We start from the raw sequence: 22,728 nt of genomic DNA, 5'->3' as shown, positions 1-22,728 counted from the left end.
AGCAATGAGCAAGCTGCGCGTGGCGGTCCTCGGTGCCAAGGGCCGGATCGGAGCCGAGGCGGTACGAGCCGTCGAGGCCGCCGGGGACATGGAGCTGGTGGCCGCCCTCGGGCGCGACGACAAGCTGGAGACGCTGGTCGACGCCGGCGCCCAGGTCGCCGTCGAACTGACCACCCCCGCCTCGGTGATGGGCAATCTCGACTTCTGTGTCCGGCACGGCATCCACGCCGTGGTCGGCACGACCGGCTGGACCGACGAGCGTCTCGCGCAGCTCGGCACCTCACTGGCCGCGTCCCCGGAGACCGGCGTGCTCATCGCGCCGAACTTCTCCATCGGGGCCGTCCTGACCATGAAGTTCGCCGAGGTCGCCGCTCCGTACTTCGAGTCCGTCGAGGTCATCGAGCTGCACCACCCGAACAAGGTGGACGCCCCCAGCGGCACCGCCACGCGCACCGCCCAGCTCATCGCCGCGGCCCGGGAGCGCGCGGGCAGCGCCCCGCAGCCCGACGCCACGGCGACCGCCCTGGACGGCGCCCGCGGCGCGGACGTCGACGGCGTGCCGGTGCACTCGGTCCGGCTGCGCGGCCTCCTCGCCCACCAGGAGGTCCTGCTCGGCGGTGAGGGCGAGACCCTCACCGTCCGCCACGACTCCCTGCACCACAGCAGCTTCATGCCGGGCATCCTGCTCGGTGTCCGCCGCGTGGTGACCACCCCGGGCCTCACCTTCGGCCTGGAACACTTCCTGGACCTCGGCTGAGCCGGGGCACGTACACGAGGTAACCGGCAGACATGCGCGCGAAAATCACCTACGCGGTCACGGCCGCCGTCCTGGTCGTCTATTTCGTCCTGGTCGGCAGCCGGGGAGTGATGCTCATCCAGGACGGCACCCTGATCACCGTCACCTTCGGTGTCGCCGTGCTCATCCTGCCGGTCATCGGCGTCTGGTTCCTCTGGGCGAACACGCAGTTCGTCCGCAAGGCCAACCGGCTCGCCGCCGTGCTCGACGCCGAGGGCGGACTGCCCGTCGACGAGCTGCGGCGCACCGAGGGCGGCCGCATCGACCGCGACTCGGCCGACGAGGTCTTCGCCCGCCGCAAGGCCGAGACGGAGGACGCGCCGGACGACTGGCGCACCTGGTTCCGCCTCGCGGTGGCCTACCACGACGCCCGGGACACCCCGCGCGCCCGCAAGGCCATGCAGCGGGCCATCGCCCTCCAGGAGGGCCGCACCCTGGAAGCCTGACCGGGCAGGCGCGACGCCCATGGCCTCGGGCGGGACGCCCGCCACGGCGGCTGTACGAGAAAGGAGGGGCCGACCCGCACACCTGCGGGTCGGCCCCTCCTGCGTCGTCGCCCTCGGCGTGATCGCGCGTCAGTGCCGGCGGTACTCGTCCGCCCACACCTCGACGGCGTCCGCCGCCCGGTCGAAGGCCTCCGTACGGGCCAGGAAGTCGGCGTTGTGCGTCGTCATGAGCGGCGGAACCTCACCGGGCGCGCGCTCCGCCCGTACGAGCGTCAGAGCCTGTCCCTGCACCGTGCGCGGCAGCCCCAGCCAGCGCACCGGCTGCTGCACCGTGCGGACGGCGGTGACCTGCTCCCACGGGGTCGTGCTCGTGACGAAGAAGCCCACCCTGCGCAGTCCCCGGGCGCTCACCCACACACCGACGCGCAGCAGACGCAGCGCGCACAGTATGACGACCGCCGCGCCGACCATGCAGGCCAGAGCGGCGGGCACGGCACCGGCCACGGCGATGATCACGGCCGCGACGAGCACGAACGAGGCGAGCAGCAGGACGAGCGCGGCGGCGCCGACCCGCCACGGGCCGGGCCGGTAGGGGCGCCGCCAGCGGTCGCGGTCGTCGAAGGGCAGCGCGACATCGTCCGCGGCCTCGTCAAAGGCGCGGTCCGCCGTCAGGAAAGGCAGGGGCACGACTGATCCTCACTCAATCCACGCATGGGCTGTGCCCGGTGAGGTTATCGAGCCGGATGCCGGGCCACCACCCTTGGGGGTCCGGATGAGTCAGCGGCCGTCCGACGCCTCGGAATGCTGCGTCTTCGCAGGTGACTGATCCTGCGACAAGGCGGGCATCCCGACGAGCAGGGACCCCGCTATCCCGGCGACGACGGTGAGGCCGATGAGCCATCGCCCGACCATCTGCCCGGCGGAGGCCCGCTCGCGGGGTGGGGGAGTGACATTGCTGCGGAACTGGTCGGCCTCGGCGATGAAGGCGAACGGGACGGGCTCGCGCCGGCGGAACATGGGCGTGCTTCTCCTTCCGGAGAATCGTGCTGGTGTGACGGTCGGTGAGAGCGGCTCGAACGCGTCGCCCTCACTCATACAGACGCACGAGTGCCCCAAGAGGTGCCCTGAATCACCGAATTCGCAGAAGTTCGGTGCCGAATGTCGCGGCACGACACCGAACGCCCCGTTGTCGGTGCCGGGCCGTAGAGTGGGCGCCGCCCGAGCCAGTGATGGGAAGGACCCTCCGCACCGTGACCGACACCCCCGCCGACGACCTCAAGCCCAGCTTCCGCAGCGATGTCACCGTCCAGCTGATCAAGCACACGGCCTCCGACGCCGACGTGCTGTTCGCCGCCCGTGTCTCCACGGCCGGGGAGCAGTCGCTGGAAGAGCTGCAGAAGGACCCGGAGCGTTCCAAGGGCCTGATCAACTACCTGATGCGGGACCGGCACGGCAGCCCCTTCGAGCACAACTCGATGACCTTCTTCATCAGCGCCCCGATCTTCGTCTTCCGCGAGTTCATGCGCCACCGCGTCGGCTGGTCGTACAACGAGGAATCGGGCCGCTACAGGAACCTGGAGCCGGTCTTCTACGTCCCGGACGCCTCCCGCAAGCTGGTCCAGGAGGGCCGTCCCGGCAAGTACGTCTTCGTGGAGGGCACACCGGCCCAGCTGGAGCTCACGGGCCGCGCGATGGAGGACTCCTACCGCCAGGCCTACGAGGCGTACCAGGAGATGCTCGCCGCCGGCGTGGCCCGCGAGGTCGCCCGCGCCGTCCTCCCGGTCGGCCTCTTCTCCTCGATGTACGCCACGTGCAACGCGCGGTCCCTCATGCACTTCCTCGGCCTGCGCACCCAGCACGAGCTCGCCAAGGTCCCGTCCTTCCCGCAGCGGGAGATCGAGATGGTCGGCGAGAAGATGGAAGCGGAGTGGGCCAGGCTCATGCCGCTCACACACGCGGCCTACAACGCGAACGGCCGTGTGGCACCGTAAAACGCCTGTGCGCACCGGTCCGGCACAGATGTACGGATCATCCGGGCGAGGTGTCCGTATTGCGGCATTTCGCGAAGTTCATCTAGCCTGATCAAACGGACCCGGCACTGCTTGAACCCCCGAGCAGGCAGTGCCGGGCTCCACCTTTGTCATGCTTTGTCGTGTCCCCCGAGGGCAGACCCCGGGTTGAGCAGCGAGTAGCGTGTTACCCATGGCTCCGACCTCCACTCCGCAGACCCCCTTCGGGCGGGTCCTCACCGCCATGGTCACGCCCTTCACGGCGGACGGCGCACTCGACCTCGACGGCGCTCAGCGGCTCGCCACCCACCTGGTGGACGCAGGCAACGACGGCCTGATCATCAACGGCACCACCGGTGAGTCCCCGACCACCAGCAACGCGGAGAAAGCGGATCTCGTACGGGCCGTGGTGGAGGCGGTCGGCGACCGCGCCCACGTCGTCGCCGGCGTCGGCACGAACGACACCCACCACAGCATCGAGCTGGCCCGCGCCGCCGAGCAGGTCGGCGCGCACGGCCTGCTCACCGTGACGCCGTACTACAACAAGCCGCCGCAGGAGGGCCTCTATCGGCACTTCACGGCCATCGCCGACGCGACCGGCCTGCCGGTCATGCTCTACGACATCCCCGGCCGCAGCGGCGTCCCGATCAACACCGAAACCCTGGTGCGGCTCGCCGAGCACCCCCGTATCGTCGCGAACAAGGACGCCAAGGGAGACCTCGGCCGGGCCAGCTGGGCCATCGCCCGCTCCGGACTCGCCTGGTACTCCGGCGACGACATGCTGAACCTCCCGCTGCTCTCCGTGGGCGCGGTCGGATTCGTCTCCGTCGTCGGCCACGTCGTCACCCCGGAACTCCGCGCCATGCTCGACGCCCACCTCTCGGGCGACGTGCAGAAGGCCACGGAGATCCACCAGAAGCTGCTCCCCGTCTTCACCGGCATGTTCCGCACCCAGGGCGTCATGACGACCAAGGCCGCACTCGCCCTCCAGGGCCTGCCGGCCGGTCCACTGCGCGCCCCGATGGTCGAGCTGTCGCCCGAGGAGACCGTCCAGCTCAAGATCGATCTTGGCGCCGGCGGGGTAGAGCTCTGAACACAGACTTCACAACTGAATAAGCACCACCGCGGGCCATGGCCCGCACCCCACACAGACAACTGCTACTGCACGAACGTCACGCGCGCCACGTGCCTTGCCAGGTACGTGGCGTCCGTGGTGAGGAGAGTCTTTTGAGTCATCCGCATCCTGAACTCGGCGCACCGCCGGTCCTGCCGAAGGGCGGCCTGCGCGTCACCCCGCTCGGCGGTCTCGGCGAGATCGGCCGGAACATGACGGTCTTCGAGTACGGAGGCCGTCTCCTGATCGTCGACTGCGGAGTGCTCTTCCCCGAGGAGGAGCAGCCCGGAATCGACCTGATCCTGCCGGACTTCACGTCCATCCGGGACCGCCTCGACGACATCGAGGGCATCGTGCTCACGCACGGCCACGAGGACCACATCGGTGCCGTGCCGTTCCTCCTGCGCGAGAAGCCGGACATCCCGCTGATCGGCTCCAAGCTGACCCTCGCCCTCATCGAGGCGAAGCTCCAGGAGCACCGCATCCGGCCGTACACGCTGGAGGTGGCCGAGGGCCACCGCGAGCGCATCGGCCCCTTCGACTGCGAGTTCGTCGCCGTCAACCACTCCATCCCGGACGCCCTCGCGGTCGCCATCCGCACCCCCGCGGGCATGGTCGTCCACACCGGCGACTTCAAGATGGACCAGCTTCCGCTGGACGGCCGCCTCACGGACCTGCACGCGTTCGCGCGTCTGAGCGAGGAAGGCATCGACCTTCTCCTCTCGGACTCCACCAACGCCGAGGTCCCCGGCTTCGTCCCGCCCGAGCGGGACATCTCGAACGTGCTGCGCCAGGTCTTCGCGAGCGCGAGCAAGCGCATCATCGTGGCGAGCTTCGCCAGCCACGTGCACCGCATCCAGCAGATCCTCGACACCGCCCACGAGTACGGCCGCAGGGTCGCCTTCGTCGGCCGCTCGATGGTCCGCAACATGGGCATCGCCCGGGACCTCGGTTACCTGAAGGTCCCGCCGGGCCTGGTGGTCGACGTCAAGACGCTCGACGACCTCCCGGACCACGAGGTCGTGCTCGTCTGCACGGGCTCCCAGGGCGAGCCGATGGCCGCCCTCTCCCGGATGGCGAACCGCGACCACCAGATCCGGATCGTCCAGGGCGACACCGTGATCCTGGCGTCGTCGCTGATCCCCGGCAACGAGAACGCGGTCTACCGCGTCATCAACGGCCTGACCCGCTGGGGTGCGAACGTCATCCACAAGGGCAACGCCAAGGTGCACGTCTCCGGTCACGCCTCGGCGGGCGAGCTGCTGTACTTCTACAACATCTGCAAGCCGCGCAACCTGATGCCGGTCCACGGCGAATGGCGCCACCTGCGGGCCAACGCCGAGCTCGGCGCCCTCACCGGCGTCCCGCACGACCGCATCGTCATCGCCGAGGACGGCGTGGTCGTCGACCTGATCAACGGCAAGGCGAAGATCTCCGGCAAGGTCCAGGCCGGGTACGTGTACGTCGACGGCCTCTCGGTCGGTGACGTCGGTGAGCCCGCGCTCAAGGACCGCAGGATCCTCGGGGACGAGGGCATCATCTCGGTCTTCGTGGTGATGGACGCCAGCACGGGCAAGCTCACGGGCGGTCCGCACGTGCAGGCCCGCGGCTCCGGCATCGACGACGCCGCGTTCGCCGACGTCATCCCGAAGGTCACCGAAGTCCTGGAGCGGTCCGCTCAGGACGGTGTGGTCGAGCCCCACCAGATGCAGCAGCTCATCCGCCGCACGCTGGGCAAGTGGGTCTCCGACAACTACCGCCGGCGCCCGATGATCCTCCCGGTCGTGGTCGAGGTCTGACCCCCGGAGCACGTCAACCAGGAGCGGGCCGCCTCGATTTGCATCGAGGCGGCCCGCTCCAGTACGTTTACGTCTCCGCCTGAACGGGAACCCGACAGCTTCGTGCCTCGGATCAAGTCCCCGAAGGGGGCGGAAAATCCGACTCAGAGCTTCTGATAAAGTCGGAGTCGCTGAAAAGGAAAGCGCGAAAAGCGCGGAACTTGAAAGCGCCGAGGAAATCAGGCCCGAAAGGATCTGATAGAGTCGGACTCGCCGGAAAGGGAAACGCGAAAGCGAAAACCTGGAAAGCGCCGAGGAAATCGGATACGGAAACGGTCTGATAGAGTCGGAAACGCAAGACCGAAGGGAAGCGCCCGGAGGAAAGCCCGAGAGGGTGAGTACAAAGGAAGCGTCCGTTCCTTGAGAACTCAACAGCGTGCCAAAAATCAACGCCAGATTTGTTGATACCCCGTCTCCGGCCGATCGGCTGGGACGAGGTTCCTTTGAAAAAAAAGTCCTGCCCTTCGGGGTAGGCGCACAGCGAGGACGCTGTGAACGACCGGTCCTATTCCGACCGGTTGTTCCGCTCTCGTGGTGTCGTCCCGATTACGGGAAAACATTCACGGAGAGTTTGATCCTGGCTCAGGACGAACGCTGGCGGCGTGCTTAACACATGCAAGTCGAACGATGAAGCCTTTCGGGGTGGATTAGTGGCGAACGGGTGAGTAACACGTGGGCAATCTGCCCTTCACTCTGGGACAAGCCCTGGAAACGGGGTCTAATACCGGATAACACTCCTGCCTGCATGGGTGGGGGTTAAAAGCTCCGGCGGTGAAGGATGAGCCCGCGGCCTATCAGCTTGTTGGTGAGGTAGTGGCTCACCAAGGCGACGACGGGTAGCCGGCCTGAGAGGGCGACCGGCCACACTGGGACTGAGACACGGCCCAGACTCCTACGGGAGGCAGCAGTGGGGAATATTGCACAATGGGCGAAAGCCTGATGCAGCGACGCCGCGTGAGGGATGACGGCCTTCGGGTTGTAAACCTCTTTCAGCAGGGAAGAAGCGAAAGTGACGGTACCTGCAGAAGAAGCGCCGGCTAACTACGTGCCAGCAGCCGCGGTAATACGTAGGGCGCAAGCGTTGTCCGGAATTATTGGGCGTAAAGAGCTCGTAGGCGGCTTGTCACGTCGGTTGTGAAAGCCCGGGGCTTAACCCCGGGTCTGCAGTCGATACGGGCAGGCTAGAGTGTGGTAGGGGAGATCGGAATTCCTGGTGTAGCGGTGAAATGCGCAGATATCAGGAGGAACACCGGTGGCGAAGGCGGATCTCTGGGCCATTACTGACGCTGAGGAGCGAAAGCGTGGGGAGCGAACAGGATTAGATACCCTGGTAGTCCACGCCGTAAACGGTGGGAACTAGGTGTTGGCGACATTCCACGTCGTCGGTGCCGCAGCTAACGCATTAAGTTCCCCGCCTGGGGAGTACGGCCGCAAGGCTAAAACTCAAAGGAATTGACGGGGGCCCGCACAAGCAGCGGAGCATGTGGCTTAATTCGACGCAACGCGAAGAACCTTACCAAGGCTTGACATACACCGGAAAGCATTAGAGATAGTGCCCCCCTTGTGGTCGGTGTACAGGTGGTGCATGGCTGTCGTCAGCTCGTGTCGTGAGATGTTGGGTTAAGTCCCGCAACGAGCGCAACCCTTGTTCTGTGTTGCCAGCATGCCCTTCGGGGTGATGGGGACTCACGGGAGACTGCCGGGGTCAACTCGGAGGAAGGTGGGGACGACGTCAAGTCATCATGCCCCTTATGTCTTGGGCTGCACACGTGCTACAATGGCAGGTACAAAGAGCTGCGAAGCCGCGAGGCGGAGCGAATCTCAAAAAGCCTGTCTCAGTTCGGATTGGGGTCTGCAACTCGACCCCATGAAGTCGGAGTTGCTAGTAATCGCAGATCAGCATTGCTGCGGTGAATACGTTCCCGGGCCTTGTACACACCGCCCGTCACGTCACGAAAGTCGGTAACACCCGAAGCCGGTGGCCCAACCCCTTGTGGGAGGGAGCTGTCGAAGGTGGGACTGGCGATTGGGACGAAGTCGTAACAAGGTAGCCGTACCGGAAGGTGCGGCTGGATCACCTCCTTTCTAAGGAGCATCTAGGCCGCCAAGCCTGCTTGGTGGTCCAGGGCCATTACGTCGGCATACGTTCGACGGTGGTTGCTCATGGGTGGAACGTTGATTATTCGGCACTCAAGTCATCTCGGGCTGCAAGTACTGTTCTTCGGAGCGTGGAAAGCTGATCACGAGTGGTGAGGGTGTCGGGCACGCTGTTGGGTGTCTGAAGGTACGGCCGAAAGGCTGCCTTCAGTGCCGGCCCCAGTGCACTCGAACTACTGGTTCGGGGTGATGGGTGGTTGGTCGTTGTTTGAGAACTGCACAGTGGACGCGAGCATCTGTGGCCAAGTTTTTAAGGGCGCACGGTGGATGCCTTGGCACCAGGAACCGATGAAGGACGTGGGAGGCCACGATAGTCCCCGGGGAGCCGTCAACCAGGCTTTGATCCGGGGGTTTCCGAATGGGGAAACCCGGCAGTCGTCATGGGCTGTCACCCACTGCTGAACACATAGGCAGTGTGGAGGGAACGCGGGGAAGTGAAACATCTCAGTACCCGCAGGAAGAGAAAACAACCGTGATTCCGGGAGTAGTGGCGAGCGAAACCGGATGAGGCCAAACCTTGTATGTGTGAGACCCGGCAGGGGTTGCATGCAAGGGGTTGTGGGATCTCTCTTTCACAGTCTGCCGGCTGTGAGGCGAGTCAGAAACCGTTGATGTAGACGAAGGACATGCGAAAGGTCCGGCGTAGAGGGTAAGACCCCCGTAGTCGAAACATCAACGGCTCGTTTGAGAGACACCCAAGTAGCACGGGGCCCGAGAAATCCCGTGTGAATCTGGCGGGACCACCCGCTAAGCCTAAATATTCCCTGGTGACCGATAGCGGATAGTACCGTGAGGGAATGGTGAAAAGTACCGCGGGAGCGGAGTGAAATAGTACCTGAAACCGTGTGCCTACAAGCCGTGGGAGCGTCGCGCATCGAGTTTACTCGGTGCGTCGTGACTGCGTGCCTTTTGAAGAATGAGCCTGCGAGTTTGCGGTGTGTTGCGAGGTTAACCCGTGTGGGGAAGCCGTAGCGAAAGCGAGTCCGAATAGGGCGATTTAGTAGCGCGCTCAAGACCCGAAGCGGAGTGATCTAGCCATGGGCAGGTTGAAGCGGCTGTAAGAGGTCGTGGAGGACCGAACCCACCAGGGTTGAAAACCTGGGGGATGACCTGTGGTTAGGGGTGAAAGGCCAATCAAACTCCGTGATAGCTGGTTCTCCCCGAAATGCATTTAGGTGCAGCGTCGTGTGTTTCTTGCCGGAGGTAGAGCACTGGATAGGCGATGGGCCCTACCGGGTTACTGACCTTAGCCAAACTCCGAATGCCGGTAAGTGAGAGCACGGCAGTGAGACTGTGGGGGATAAGCTCCATGGTCGAGAGGGAAACAGCCCAGAGCATCGACTAAGGCCCCTAAGCGTACGCTAAGTGGGAAAGGATGTGGAGTCGCACAGACAACCAGGAGGTTGGCTTAGAAGCAGCCACCCTTGAAAGAGTGCGTAATAGCTCACTGGTCTAGTGATTCCGCGCCGACAATGTAGCGGGGCTCAAGCGTACCGCCGAAGTCGTGTCATTGCAGCAATAGGGCCAACGCCCGCTGTGATGGGTAGGGGAGCGTCGTGTGCCGGGTGAAGCCGCGCCGGAAGGCAGTGGTGGACGGTTCACGAGTGAGAATGCAGGCATGAGTAGCGATACACACGTGAGAAACGTGTGCGCCGATTGACTAAGGGTTCCTGGGTCAAGCTGATCTGCCCAGGGTAAGTCGGGACCTAAGGCGAGGCCGACAGGCGTAGTCGATGGATAACCGGTTGATATTCCGGTACCCGCTGTGAAGCGTCAAACATCGAGCCCATTAATGCTAAGGCCGTGAAGCCGCCCTGATCTCTTCGGAGTTGAGGGGAGTGGTGGAGCCGCCGGCCCAAGGTGGTAGTAGGTGAGTGATGGGGTGACGCAGGAAGGTAGTCCATCCCGGGCGGTGGTTGTCCCGGGGTAAGGGTGTAGGCCGTGTGATAGGTAAATCCGTCACACATCAAGGCTGAGACCTGATGCCGAGCCGATTGTGGTGAAGTGGATGATCCTATGCTGTCGAGAAAAGCCTCTAGCGAGTTTCATGGCGGCCCGTACCCTAAACCGACTCAGGTGGTCAGGTAGAGAATACCGAGGCGTTCGGGTGAACTATGGTTAAGGAACTCGGCAAAATGCCCCCGTAACTTCGGGAGAAGGGGGGCCATCACTGGTGATCCGATTTACTCGGTGAGCTGGGGGTGGCCGCAGAGACCAGCGAGAAGCGACTGTTTACTAAAAACACAGGTCCGTGCGAAGCCGTAAGGCGATGTATACGGACTGACGCCTGCCCGGTGCTGGAACGTTAAGGGGACCGGTTAGTCACTCTTCGGGGTGGCGAAGCTGAGAACTTAAGCGCCAGTAAACGGCGGTGGTAACTATAACCATCCTAAGGTAGCGAAATTCCTTGTCGGGTAAGTTCCGACCTGCACGAATGGCGTAACGACTTCTCGACTGTCTCAACCATAGGCCCGGTGAAATTGCACTACGAGTAAAGATGCTCGTTTCGCGCAGCAGGACGGAAAGACCCCGGGACCTTTACTACAGTTTGATATTGGTGTTCGGTTCGGCTTGTGTAGGATAGCTGGGAGACTTTGAAGTCATGGCGCCAGCCATGGTGGAGTCGTCGTTGAAATACCAGTCTGGTCGTGCTGGATGTCTAACCTGGGTCCGTGATCCGGATCAGGGACAGTGTCTGATGGGTAGTTTAACTGGGGCGGTTGCCTCCTAAAGAGTAACGGAGGCGCCCAAAGGTTCCCTCAGCCTGGTTGGTAATCAGGTGTTGAGTGTAAGTGCACAAGGGAGCTTGACTGTGAGACCGACGGGTCGAGCAGGGACGAAAGTCGGGACTAGTGATCCGGCGGTGGCTTGTGGAAGCGCCGTCGCTCAACGGATAAAAGGTACCCCGGGGATAACAGGCTGATCTTCCCCAAGAGTCCATATCGACGGGATGGTTTGGCACCTCGATGTCGGCTCGTCGCATCCTGGGGCTGGAGTCGGTCCCAAGGGTTGGGCTGTTCGCCCATTAAAGCGGTACGCGAGCTGGGTTTAGAACGTCGTGAGACAGTTCGGTCCCTATCCGCTGTGCGCGTAGGAATATTGAGAAGGGCTGTCCCTAGTACGAGAGGACCGGGACGGACGAACCTCTGGTGTGCCAGTTGTCCTGCCAAGGGCATGGCTGGTTGGCTACGTTCGGGAGGGATAACCGCTGAAAGCATCTAAGCGGGAAGCCTGCTTCGAGATGAGTATTCCCACCCCCTTGAGGGGTTAAGGCTCCCAGTAGACGACTGGGTTGATAGGCCAGATCTGGAAGGCGGGTAACCGCTGGAGGTGACTGGTACTAATAGGCCGAGGGCTTGTCCTCAGTTGCTCGCGTCCACTGTGTTGGTTCTGAAACCACGAACAACCGTCGTAGCTATGCCACGGCTCCGGTTGACAGTTTCATAGTGTTTCGGTGGTCATAGCGTGAGGGAAACGCCCGGTTACATTCCGAACCCGGAAGCTAAGCCTCACAGCGCCGATGGTACTGCAGGGGGGACCCTGTGGGAGAGTAGGACGCCGCCGAACTAATAGTGAAGAGCTGGTCCCCGAACTTCGGTTCGGGGACCAGCTCTTTTTTGTTTTGCGTCACTTGGAGTTCACGTTGCGCGACCACGATTCCAGGCATGGGTACTGCTGCAATGCTCAGCGCCGCGGGCGTCGGAGCCGGTGACGAGGTCATCGTCCCGGCCTTCGGGAACGTGGAGGTCGCCGAGGCCGTGCACGAGGCCGGCGCCACCGTCGTCTTCGCCGACATAGACCCGGCGACGTACTGCCTCGATCCCCTCGCCGTCGACGCCGTCATAACGGCCCGGTCCGCGGCCGTCGTGGTCGTCCACCGGTTCGGCCGGACCGCCGACCTGCCGCGACTGCACGAACTCGGCCGACGGCACGGGCTGTTGGTGCTGGAACAGGGAGAATCCGCGTCGCCGTACGACGAGATCGCGCAGCGCCGGGAACGGGCCGCCTACCTCGACGGCCGGCTCAGCGGAGTGCGGACGCCGGACGGCGGAGACGGACACACCTACCAGCAGTACGTGGTGCGGGTGCCCGGCAACGGGCGGCCGGACCGGGACGCCTTCGCACGAGCCGTCCGGGCCAAGGGAGTTGAGTGCCAGGTTCCGGTCAAGACGCCCGTGCACCGCATGCCCGGGTTCCGTCGGGACGTGCACCTTCCCGAGACCGAGCGGGCAGCGGACGAGACCCTTTCGCTGCCGGTGGAGGGGGCGTTGACCAAGCGAGAGATGCAGCGGATCGTCTCCGCGTGCAACGCGCTCGGGGGACTCCTCCAGCCCGCTTTCTGATCTCCGCACCGGTGGTTGGGAACACCGTTGTGTTCGGGGTATGATCTATTTCGTTGCCGCGAGGGAAACTTCGCAGAGGCAGCAGGCCCCCCTAGCTCAGTCGGTAGAGCGTCTCCATGGTAAGGAGAAGGTCAACGGTTCGATTCCGTTGGGGGGCTCCAGCAGAAAAGGCCTCCGCCCTTGTGGGCGGGGGCCTTTCGCATGTCCGGGGCCGACCGGAGGTCCGGCCGGCCCCGACGACCCCTAGTCGTTCTGCAGGCCCGGGACACGCATCGCGAGAATCGCCATGTCGTCCGAGGGAGCGTCAGAGGCGAAGCGTTCCACCGCCCGCATGATGCGAGCCGCGACGGCGCCCGCCGTCAGACCCGTGCAGGTGGTGAGGACGTCCGCGAGACCGTCGTCACCGAGCATGCGCGTGCCCTCGCGGCGCTCCGTGACGCCGTCCGTGACGCAGAGCAGGACATCGCCCGGATCGAGGGTGACGGTCTGCTCGTAGAGCTCCAGGTCCTCCATCACGCCGAGGAGCGGCTGGGGTTCGGCGGCCGGTTCGACCGTGCCGTCCTGGCGCAGACGCAGCGGGAGCGGGTGTCCGGCGCAGACCACCTTCAGGACGGCGCTGCCGTCCTCCTGGGGCCACAGCTCGCCGTACAGGAGGGTCAGGAAGCGGCTGCGGGCTCCCTCGTCGAGGATCGCGGAGTTCAGGCGCTCCAGGACGGCCGGGCCGCCGTAGCCCTCACGGGCCAGCAGGCGCAGGGCGTGCCGGGCGAGGCCGGTGACCGCCGCCGCCTCCGGGCCCGTACCGCAGACGTCGCCGATGGCGAAGCCGTACGCGCCGTCGCGGATGGGGAAGAGGTCGTAGAAGTCGCCGCCGACTTCGTTGCCCTCGCCGGCCGCGCGGTAGATCACCTCGACCTCGACGTTCTCGATGTGAGGGAGTTCCGGGGGCAGGAGGCTGCGCTGGAGGGACTGGCTGATGGCCGTGCGCTCCGAGTACAGGCGGGCGTTGTCCAGGGCGAGGGCGGCCCGGCGGGAGAGGTCCTCGGCCAGTTCCAGGATCTCCTGGCGGAAGTGTTCGTCGGAGGGCTTGCCGAGGGTCAGCATGCCGATCACGCGGTTGCGGGCCACCAGGGGGAGGACGACGGTCTCGCCGCCGACCGCGGAGGCCGTGGCGAGCGTGGTGCCGATACCGGTGGTCGCCGAGGTGGTCTCGCCGAGGCCCAGGCTGCGCATGGAGGTGCGCAGGGCCGCCTCGTGGGCCGCCGCGGCGGGTGCCGACCAGACACGCGCGCCCGGGGTGGGCACCGGCTCCGGCGGGGAGATCTTCGACAGGAGCGCCTTGAGGCCGTCGATGCGTTCCTCGTCCTCGTGCAGCACGTACGAGAGATAGGGCTCCGAGGCCTGGTCGGCGATCGTGTAGACCGCGCACCACGTCGCGAGGGTCGGGACGGTCATCTGGGCCATCAGGGCCAGCGTCTGGTCGCGGTCCAGGGTGCCGGCGAGGAGGTCGGAGGCCTCGACGAGGAACGACAGGGAGCCGCGGCGCAGGCGTTCCAGCTCGCCGAGCCGGGCGGACTCCACGGCGAGGGCGATGCGGTCGGCGGCGAACTGGAGGCGCAGTGCCTCCTCGTTGGAGTAGCGGCCCGGGGCTTCGGCGGCGACGCCGAGGGAACCGGTGAGGCGGCCCTCGACCTTCAGCGGGACCGTGACGACCGAGCGCATGCCGGTGCCGCCGAGGAGCGGGACCGCGCCGGGGACGACGGTCAGGTCCTCGTGAACGGCGGGCATCCGGGCCGAGCCGTAGCGTCCGGGGCCCGCTTCGACGGGGACGCGGGCGAAGCGCTGGCGGGCGGAGGGCAGGCCCGTCGAGGCGCGTACCTCCAACTCCGTCTCGTCGTCGGTCGCGAGGAGCAGGAACGCGGAGTCGGCGTCGAGCATGTCGCGGGCGCGCTCCACCGTGCGCTGGAGGAGTCCGTCGAGGTCGTCCGGGGCGGGCGAGCCGATGAAGATCTCGAACGGGTCGGTGGTCTGGCCCTCGGCGGTGGTGCCCGAGTCCGCCGCGGCGAGGCGCAACGGGGTCTGCAGGACGGCGCGTTCGTGGTCGCGGACGAGGAGACAGACCGTCGACGGTTCGCCGCTCGTGTCCCGGACCCGCAGATGCGAGGCGTAGACGGGGGTGACCCGGCCGTCGGCGCAGCGGATGCCGTAACTGCCTTCCCAGCGGGAGAGTTGGAGGGCCTCCACGATGCCGGTGCTGGTGCCGGGGGTGTGCGGCCAGGCCGCGAGGTCGGTGAGCGGTTTGCCGGTGACCTGCTCGGCCGCGTACCCGAAGAGTTCCTCGGCGTCCTCGTTCCAGGCGTTGATGGCGCCGGTGCGGTCGATCTGGACGACCGCGACGCGGACGCGGCCGTCGGCGAGGGGGAGGAGGTGCGCGGGCAGCGAGGGGCCGGCGGCGCGGGTGCCGACCGCGCGCTCGGGGAGTTCGAGCTGGAACCAGACCTGCTTGTGGGTGGGCGTGTACTCGACACCCCAGCGGCCGGCGAGGGCGGCGCAGAGCTGGAGCCCGCGTCCCCCCTCGCGGTCGGGGCTGCCCATGTTGATGGCGGCGCCCTGGAGTGGGATCTCGCGTTCGGGGTAGTGATCCGCCACCTCGATGCGCACGCCGTCGTCGCTGCGCAGACACAGAACGTCGGCGGAGGTGCCCGCGTGCACGACGGCGTTGGTGACCAGTTCGCTGGTCAGGACGACGGCGTCGTCCACGATGTCGGCGAAGCCCCAGCCCTGGAGGGTGTCGCGGACGAAGGAGCGGGCGGTCGCGACGGAGCGTCCCACCGGCTCGAAACTGGCGGCCGCGCGCGCGGTGATCACAGAACTCCTCTTCCGGTTGTCGGCGTGCACGGCCGCGTGGCCGCCCCGCTCCTGCGTGGGAAGAGCGTGGTTCCCCGTCGGCCGGGGATCCTGAGGGGCTTCCTCTGGATGCAGTCCGGTGGTCATGGTGCGGTGCCCCTCCGATGCCTGCCCGCTCGTGCTCGTGCCACCGCCCAGGCCGGACAGGTCCGGCACGGCTGGACAGCCGCATGCAAGGTTACTTACCTTCGCCGTCCATGCGGATGCCGGTCGCCAGTGTTTCCGTCCGGAAGGGCCGGGAGTTTCCGTTCCGCCGTGTGCCTGAGGTCGTTCGCGACCGGCGACGGCTCCCGTTCCGCGGGTGTGCGGACACGGCCCGATCGTGTGCGGACGATGTGCGAAGCTGCCGAACTGTTATGGCCTGGTTCAGCCGGGGTGAAACACTGGGCAGGCTCCATGGAGAAGGTCCGGGCACGCCGAGTGCCTCCTCTGCACGCCGAGCAGCAGTACCCGAGTACGCCGAGCAGTAATGGTCGACCCTTGCGGGAGGGACACAGTGGAGTCTGGCGCAGCGACGCGGGGCGGTAGGACGCGCGCGAAAGGCGGACAGTCCCTGAACAGCGGGCGCGCATCGCGGGGAGGCACCACCGAGGTGGACACGGCGGCCCTCAACCGCATGCTGGCCGCCCTGGTGTCGATGCGGGACGGGAACTTCCGCAAGCGGCTCACGGTCTCCGGCGACGGGGTGATGTCCGAGATCGCCGCGGTGTTCAACGAGGTCGCCGACCGCAATCTGCACCTGACCGGCGAGCTGTCGCGGGTACGGCGGGTGGTGGGCCGTGAGGGAAAGCTCACGGAGCGGCTGGAGACGGGGGTCAGCGAGGGCTCCTGGGCGGCCGCGATCGACGCGTCGAACGCGCTGGTCGACGATCTCGTACGACCGGTCTCCGAGGTCGGCCGGGTGCTGTCCGCGGTCGCGGAGGGCGATCTGTCGCCGCGGATGGATCTGCGCGCGCAGGCGGCGGACGGGAACGGGCATCCGCTGCGCGGGGAGTTCCTGAAGGTCGGGCGGACGGTCAACAACCTGGTCGACCAGTTGTCGACGTTCACCGACGAGGTCACGCGCGTGGCCAGCGAGGTGGGTACCGAGGGCAAGCTGGGCGGGCAGGCCCGGGTGCGCGGGATGTCGGGTTCGTGGAAGGACCTCACGGACTCGGTCAACACGATGGCGTACCGGCTGACCGCGCAGGTGCGGGACATCGCCCTGGTGACCACGGCGGTGGCCAAGGGTGACCTGTCGCGCAAGGTCACGGTCCACGTGTCCGGCGAGATGCTGGAGCTGAAGAACACCGTCAACACGATGGTGGACCAGCTCTCGTCGTTCTCCTCCGAGGTGACACGGGTCGCCCGTGAGGTGGGCACCGAGGGCGAGCTGGGCGGTCAGGCGCAGGTGCCCGGGGTGGCCGGCGTCTGGAAGGACCTCACCGACTCGGTGAACCTGATGGCCGGCAACCTGACGGCCCAGGTGCGCGGGATCGCGCAGGTGACGACGGCGGTCGCGAGCGGTGACCTGTCGCAGAAGGTGACGGTCTCGGCGCGGGGCGAGGTCGCCCAGCTCGCCGAGACGATCAACCAGATGACCGAGACGCTGCGGACGTTCGCCGACGAGGTCACGCGCGTGGCCAACGAGGTCGGCGCCGGGGGACAGCTCGGCGGCCAGGCGAACGTGCCGGGCGCCGCGGGCACCTGGAAGGACCTGACGGACTCGGTCAACACGGTCTTCCGGAACCTGACGACGCAGGTGCGTGACATCGCCGCGGTGACGACGGCGGTGGCCAACGGCGACCTGTCGCAGAAGGTCACCGTGGACGTGGCCGGCGAGATGCTGGAGCTGAAGAACACCGTCAACACGATGGTCGACCAGCTGTCGTCGTTCGGTGTCGAGGTCACGCGGGTGGCGCGTGAGGTCGGCGTCGAGGGCGAGCTGGGCGGCCAGGCGCAGGTGCCGGGTGTGGCGGGGACGTGGAAGGACCTGACGGACTCGGTCAACACGGCGTTCCAGAACCTGACCGGTCAGGTGCGCAACATCGCGCAGGTGACCACGGCGGTCGCGAACGGTGACCTGTCGCAGAAGGTCACCGTGGACGTGTCCGGCGAGATGCTGGAGCTGAAGAACACCGTCAACACGATGGTCGACCAGCTCTCCAGCTTCGCGGACCAGGTGACGCGGATGGCCCGGGACGTGGGCACCGAGGGCCGGCTGGGCGGTCAGGCCCGGGTGGACGGCGTCTCCGGTACGTGGAAGGAACTCACCGACTCCGTCAACTTCATGGCGGGGAACCTGACGTCACAGGTGCGGCAGATCGCGCAGGTGACCACGGCGGTGGCCCGGGGTGACCTGTCGCAGAAGATCGACGTGGACGCGCGCGGCGAGATCCTGGAGCTGAAGAACACCATCAACACGATGGTCGACCAGCTCTCCGCGTTCGCCGACCAGGTGACGCGGGTGGCGCGCGAGGTGGGTACGGAGGGCCGGCTCGGCGGTCAGGCGCAGGTGCCCGGCGTCGCCGGTGTCTGGCGTGACCTGACCGACTCGGTGAACGGCATGGCCGGCAACCTCACCGCCCAGGTGCGCAACATCGCGCAGGTGGCGACGGCGGTGGCCCGGGGTGACCTGTCGCAGAAGATCGACGTGGACGCGCGCGGCGAGATCCTGGAGCTGAAGAACACCCTCAACACGATGGTGGACCAGCTCTCGAACTTCGCCGAGCAGGTGACGCGGGTGGCCCGTGAGGTGGGCACGGAGGGCATGCTGGGCGGGCAGGCCGAGGTGCAGGGTGTCTCCGGCACCTGGAAGGACCTCACCCAGTCCGTGAACTTCATGGCCAACAACCTGACCATCCAGGTGCGCAACATCGCCGAGGTCACCACCGCGGTCGCGAAGGGCGACCTGTCGAAGAAGATCACCGTCGACGCCAAGGGCGAGATCCTCGAACTGGTCACGACCGTCAACACGATGGTCGACCAGCTGTCGAACTTCGCCGAGCAGGTGACCCGGGTGGCCCGCGAGGTGGGCACGGACGGCAACCTGGGCGGTCAGGCGCGGGTGCCGGGTGTCACCGGCATCTGGAAGGACCTGAGCGACAACGTCAACGTGATGGCCAACAACCTGACCAACCAGGTGCGGAACATCTCCCAGGTCGCGACGGCGGTGGCCAACGGCGACCTCACCAAGAAGGTCACGGTCGAGGCGAGCGGTGAGGTCGCGCAGCTCGCCGACACCGTCAACACCATGGTGAAGACGCTGAGTTCGTTCGCCGACCAGGTGACCCGGGTGGCCCGCGAGGTGGGCACCGACGGCATCCTCGGCGGGCAGGCGCGCGTACCGGGCGTGTCGGGCACGTGGAAGGACCTCACCGAGTCGGTGAACGGGATGGCGTCCAACCTGACCGGCCAGGTGCGCAACATCGCGATGGTCACGACGGCCATCGCGAAGGGCGACCTGACCAAGAAGATCGACATCGACGCGCGCGGCGAGATCCTGGAGCTGAAGACCACCATCAACACGATGGTCGACCAGCTGTCGTCCTTCGCCGAGGAGGTCACCCGGGTGGCCCGCGAGGTGGGCACCGAGGGGCAGTTGGGCGGCCAGGCACGCGTGCGTGACGTCGACGGCACCTGGCGCGACCTCACCGAGTCGGTGAACGAGATGGCCGGGAACCTGACCCGGCAGGTGCGCGCCATCGCGCGCGTGGCGACCGCGGTGACCCGCGGCGACCTGAACCTGAAGATCGACGTGGACGCGTCCGGCGAGATCCAGGAACTGCAGGACTACATCAACAAGATGATCGCCAACCTGCGCGACACCACGATCGCGAACAAGGAGCAGGACTGGCTGAAGGGCAACCTCGCCCGCATCTCCGCCCTGATGCAGGGCCGCCGCGACCTCGACGACGTGGCCTCCCTGATCATGAGCGAGCTGACGCCGGTGGTCTCGGCCCAGCACGGCGCGTTCTTCCTCTCCATGCCGCTGGTCGACGGCAAGGACGCGGGCGCCGAGGACGAGGAGGCGTACGAGCTGCGCATGCTCGGGTCGTACGGCTACTCGATGGGCTCCATGCCGACGTCGTTCCGGCCCGGCGAGGCGCTCATCGGGACGGCCGCCCAGGAGAAGCGCACGATCCTGGTGGAGAACGCGCCGAGCGGCTACCTGAAGATCTCCTCCGGGCTCGGTGAGGCGCCTCCGGCGCAGGTCATCGTGCTTCCGGTGCTGTTCGAGGGGACCGTGCTCGGTGTCATCGAACTGGCGTCGTTCACGCCGTTCACGCAGATCCAGAAGGACTTCCTGAACCAGATCGCCGAGATGATCGCGACCAGCGTCAACACCATCTCCGTGAACACCAAGACGGAGGTGCTGCTCCGGCAGTCGCAGGAGCTGACCGAGCAACTGCGCGAGCGCTCGGCGGAGTTGGAGAACCGGCAGAAGGCGCTCCAGGACTCGAACGCGGAGCTGGAGGACAAGGCCGAACTGCTGGCCCAGCAGAACCGCGACATCGAGGTGAAGAACACCGAGATCGAGGAGGCCCGCCAGGTCCTGGAGGAGCGTGCCGAACAGCTCGCCGTCTCCATGCGCTACAAGAGCGAGTTCCTGGCGAACATGTCGCACGAGCTGCGGACGCCGCTCAACTCCCTGCTGATCCTCGCCAAGTTGCTCGCCGACAACGCGGACACGAACCTGACGCCCAAGCAGGTCGAGTTCGCCGAGACGATCCACGGAGCGGGCTCGGACCTGCTCCAGCTGATCAACGACATCCTCGACCTGTCCAAGGTCGAGGCGGGCAAGATGGACGTGTCGCCGACCCGGATCGCGCTCGTCCAGCTCGTCGACTACGTGGAGGCCACCTTCCGCCCGTTGACGGCGGAGAAGGGCCTCGACTTCTCGGTCCGGGTCTCGCCGGAGCTGCCCGCCACGCTGCACACGGACGAACAACGCCTGCTCCAGGTGCTGCGCAACCTGCTCTCCAACGCGGTGAAGTTCACCGACTCCGGGGCGGTCGAGCTGGTGATCCGGCCGGCCGGCGCGGACGTGCCGGTGGCCATCCGGGAGCAGCTCCTGGAGTCGGGTTCGCTGCGGGACGCGGACGGCGACCTCATCGCGTTCTCCGTGACCGACACCGGTATCGGGATCGCCGCGAGCAAGATGCGGGTGATCTTCGAGGCCTTCAAGCAGGCGGACGGCACGACGAGCCGCAAGTACGGCGGCACGGGCCTCGGGCTCTCCATCTCCCGGGAGATCGCGCGGCTGCTGGGCGGCGAGATCCACGCGCAGAGCGAGCCGGGACGCGGCTCCACCTTCACGCTGTACCTGCCGCTGCACCCGAGCGAACTGCCGCCGCAGGGCTACGGGCAGCTGGCCCCGGCGATGGAGGCGGGGGAGCTGCTCGCCTCCGAGGCGGAGCTGGCCGGGTCGGGCGTCGAGATGACGGCCGAGGTGAAGTCGTACCAGGAGACCCAGAACGGACCCGCCGCGCTCTTCAGGAGGCGCCGCAGGGCGCTTCCCGCGGCCGAGGAGCACACCGCCGCCCCCGGGCAGCCCGAGAGCGGCGCGGGAGGCTCTCAGGAGCAGTGGGCGGTCCCGGAGACGGGACCGCAGCCGCGCCGGGGCATCCGCTTCGAGGGGGAGAAGGTCCTGATCGTCGACGACGACATCCGCAACGTGTTCGCGCTGACGAGCGTCCTGGAGCAGCACGGTCTGTCGGTGCTGTACGCGGAGAACGGCCGTGAGGGCATCGAGGTCCTGGAGCAGCACGACGACGTGACGGTCGTTCTGATGGACATCATGATGCCGGAGATGGACGGTTACGCGACGACCACGGCGATCCGCAGGATGCCGCAGTTCGCGGGACTGCCGATCATCGCGCTGACGGCGAAGGCGATGAAGGGCGACCGGGAGAAGGCGATCGAGTCGGGGGCCTCCGACTACGTGACCAAGCCGGTCGATCCCGATCACCTGCTCTCCGTGATGGAACAGTGGATGCGCGAGGGGTGACAGAGGGGTGAGATGGGCGACACCGGGCGGGGGCGCGAGCCGTCCCCCGGTGACGCGGTGTCGACGGGTCGTCGACCGTGCGGCACGATCGCGGCGGGGGCCCGACCTCGTACGACAGGTCGTACGACGGACTGGGCCCGAAGCCGTGTAGAAGCATGGGAAACGGGGAACCTTCTGGTCTCCCGCGACGTTTCTGCTACGTGCACAGTGACATCACGGTGACAGGGTGTGGCGACAGGCGGGGTGCGGCTACCATGACCGGCACAAGGACGGACGACGTAAGGGAGTCGTCCTCTGGGGCGGCCCCCGGTGGTACCCCAAGTCCTGCGGACAGGGGAGGCCCCATGCCGGGGCGAGGAGGGCGGGCCATGGTGCAGAAGGCCAAGATCCTCCTGGTCGATGACCGGCCGGAGAATCTGCTGGCGCTGGAGGCGATCCTCTCCGCGCTCGATCAGACACTGGTGCGGGCATCGTCCGGGGAGGAAGCGCTCAAGGCGCTGCTCACGGACGACTTCGCGGTCATCCTGCTGGACGTCCAGATGCCGGGCATGGACGGTTTCGAGACCGCCGCGCACATCAAGCGGCGTGAGCGGACCCGGGACATCCCGATCATCTTCCTCACCGCCATCAACCACGGCCCCCACCACACCTTCCGGGGGTACGCGGCCGGCGCTGTGGACTACATCTCCAAACCGTTCGACCCGTGGGTGCTGCGCGCGAAGGTCTCGGTCTTCGTCGAGCTGTACATGAAGAACTGCCAACTCCGGGAGCAGGCGGCCCTGCTGCGGCTCCAGCTGGAGGGTGGCGGCGGCAAGGCGACGCTCGGCGACACCAAGGAGCCCGCCGGTCTTCTCGCCGAACTGTCCGCGCGGCTCGCGGCCGTTGAGGAGCAGGCGGAGGCGCTGTCCAAGCAGCTGGACGACGACTCCGCGGACGCGGCGGCGGTCGCGACGGCCGCCCACCTCGAACGCAAGCTGACCGGACTCCGCAGAGCGCTGGACGCCCTGGAGCCGGGCACCGGGAGCGCACCGCCGCTGCCGTCGCAGAGCTGAACCGGCGCCGGCGCGGAAACGTTGTCGACCTCGGCGCGGCCGACCGGGAAACCGGATGAGGACGCGTCAGTTCCGGTACC

General features: G+C 66.6%; 11 protein-coding genes, 1 tRNA gene and 3 rRNA genes. 12 read left to right on the top strand and 3 right to left on the bottom strand.

What is annotated here, in order from left to right:
• Positions 1-4: 4 nt before the first annotated feature.
• Entirely contained in the window at positions 5-757 is a 753-nt protein-coding gene (gene dapB / locus OG406_RS12095) for a 4-hydroxy-tetrahydrodipicolinate reductase (protein ID WP_266617030.1), read from the top strand.
• A gap of 32 nt (positions 758-789) precedes the next feature.
• Positions 790-1,242: a hypothetical protein gene (locus OG406_RS12090; RefSeq protein ID WP_164375402.1), complete on the top strand. Its 453-nt coding sequence runs from the start codon at positions 790-792 to the stop codon at positions 1,240-1,242.
• Positions 1,243-1,371: 129 nt separating this feature from the next.
• Here OG406_RS12090 and OG406_RS12085 read toward each other — a convergent pair whose 3' ends face one another.
• Together OG406_RS12085 and OG406_RS12080 are read right to left on the bottom strand one after the other, a co-directional pair.
• Positions 1,372-1,929, bottom strand: coding sequence for a hypothetical protein (locus OG406_RS12085; protein ID WP_266617035.1), 558 nt, complete (start codon positions 1,927-1,929; stop codon positions 1,372-1,374).
• A 90-nt stretch (positions 1,930-2,019) separates the two neighbouring features.
• A complete protein-coding gene (locus tag OG406_RS12080) occupies positions 2,020-2,259 on the bottom strand; it encodes a hypothetical protein (RefSeq protein WP_081219742.1) in 240 nt (79 codons plus the stop codon).
• A gap of 233 nt (positions 2,260-2,492) precedes the next feature.
• Here OG406_RS12080 and thyX point away from each other — a divergent pair, with 233 nt between their 5' ends.
• The 8 genes from thyX to OG406_RS12040 all read left to right on the top strand — a co-directional run bounded on the left by thyX (position 2,493) and on the right by OG406_RS12040 (position 12,864).
• Positions 2,493-3,233 carry an FAD-dependent thymidylate synthase gene (thyX, locus tag OG406_RS12075; protein ID WP_327408818.1) on the top strand — a complete coding sequence of 247 codons (741 nt, stop codon included), beginning with the start codon at positions 2,493-2,495 and terminating at the stop codon, positions 3,231-3,233.
• A 211-nt stretch (positions 3,234-3,444) separates the two neighbouring features.
• Positions 3,445-4,344 (top strand): 4-hydroxy-tetrahydrodipicolinate synthase, encoded by a 900-nt coding sequence (dapA, locus tag OG406_RS12070; protein WP_081219743.1) that lies wholly within the window; start codon positions 3,445-3,447, stop codon positions 4,342-4,344.
• Between the two features lie 134 nt (positions 4,345-4,478).
• On the top strand, positions 4,479-6,164 hold the full coding sequence (locus tag OG406_RS12065; RefSeq protein WP_081219744.1) for a ribonuclease J: 1,686 nt from the start codon (positions 4,479-4,481) through the stop codon (positions 6,162-6,164).
• Positions 6,165-6,762: 598 nt separating this feature from the next.
• Positions 6,763-8,288: ribosomal RNA gene (locus OG406_RS12060) — 16S ribosomal RNA — on the top strand.
• A 312-nt stretch (positions 8,289-8,600) separates the two neighbouring features.
• A 23S ribosomal RNA gene (locus tag OG406_RS12055) occupies positions 8,601-11,724 on the top strand.
• An 86-nt stretch (positions 11,725-11,810) separates the two neighbouring features.
• A 5S ribosomal RNA gene (rrf, locus tag OG406_RS12050) occupies positions 11,811-11,927 on the top strand.
• Together the 16S, 23S and 5S rRNA genes form the textbook arrangement of a ribosomal RNA operon.
• A gap of 113 nt (positions 11,928-12,040) precedes the next feature.
• Positions 12,041-12,703: a DegT/DnrJ/EryC1/StrS family aminotransferase gene (locus OG406_RS12045; protein ID WP_266620261.1), complete on the top strand. Its 663-nt coding sequence runs from the start codon at positions 12,041-12,043 to the stop codon at positions 12,701-12,703.
• Positions 12,704-12,788: 85 nt separating this feature from the next.
• Positions 12,789-12,864, top strand: a tRNA-Thr gene (locus tag OG406_RS12040).
• An 82-nt stretch (positions 12,865-12,946) separates the two neighbouring features.
• Here the strand turns inward: OG406_RS12040 and OG406_RS12035 are convergent.
• The gene (locus OG406_RS12035) at positions 12,947-15,694 is read right to left on the bottom strand and encodes a SpoIIE family protein phosphatase (RefSeq protein WP_267048678.1); all 2,748 of its coding nucleotides are present in this window, start codon (positions 15,692-15,694) and stop codon (positions 12,947-12,949) included.
• Between the two features lie 409 nt (positions 15,695-16,103).
• On the opposite strand from OG406_RS12035, the gene OG406_RS12030 reads away from it, so the two are divergent.
• Together OG406_RS12030 and OG406_RS12025 are read left to right on the top strand one after the other, a co-directional pair.
• The gene (locus OG406_RS12030; RefSeq protein ID WP_329185677.1) at positions 16,104-21,596 is read left to right on the top strand and encodes a HAMP domain-containing protein; all 5,493 of its coding nucleotides are present in this window, start codon (positions 16,104-16,106) and stop codon (positions 21,594-21,596) included.
• A 368-nt stretch (positions 21,597-21,964) separates the two neighbouring features.
• Entirely contained in the window at positions 21,965-22,648 is a 684-nt protein-coding gene (locus OG406_RS12025) for a response regulator (protein ID WP_081219747.1), read from the top strand.
• Positions 22,649-22,728 lie beyond the last annotated feature (80 nt).

This window comes from Streptomyces sp. NBC_01428 (assembly GCF_036231965.1).
GTDB lineage: Bacteria > Actinomycetota > Actinomycetes > Streptomycetales > Streptomycetaceae > Streptomyces.
The sequence above is the reverse complement of the archived record's forward strand: the minus strand, read 5'-3'. Positions and strand labels throughout refer to the sequence as shown.

Coding starts and splice junctions, on each gene's coding strand:
- OG406_RS12045 (WP_266620261.1), top strand. CDS start 12,041: ATGCTCAGCGCCGCGGGCGTCGGAGCCGGTGACGAGGTCATCGTCCCG.
- OG406_RS12080 (WP_081219742.1), bottom strand. CDS start 2,259: ATGTTCCGCCGGCGCGAGCCCGTCCCGTTCGCCTTCATCGCCGAGGCC.
- OG406_RS12025 (WP_081219747.1), top strand. CDS start 21,965: ATGGTGCAGAAGGCCAAGATCCTCCTGGTCGATGACCGGCCGGAGAAT.
- dapA (WP_081219743.1), top strand. CDS start 3,445: ATGGCTCCGACCTCCACTCCGCAGACCCCCTTCGGGCGGGTCCTCACC.
- OG406_RS12035 (WP_267048678.1), bottom strand. CDS start 15,694: ATGACCACCGGACTGCATCCAGAGGAAGCCCCTCAGGATCCCCGGCCG.
- OG406_RS12090 (WP_164375402.1), top strand. CDS start 790: ATGCGCGCGAAAATCACCTACGCGGTCACGGCCGCCGTCCTGGTCGTC.
- dapB (WP_266617030.1), top strand. CDS start 5: ATGAGCAAGCTGCGCGTGGCGGTCCTCGGTGCCAAGGGCCGGATCGGA.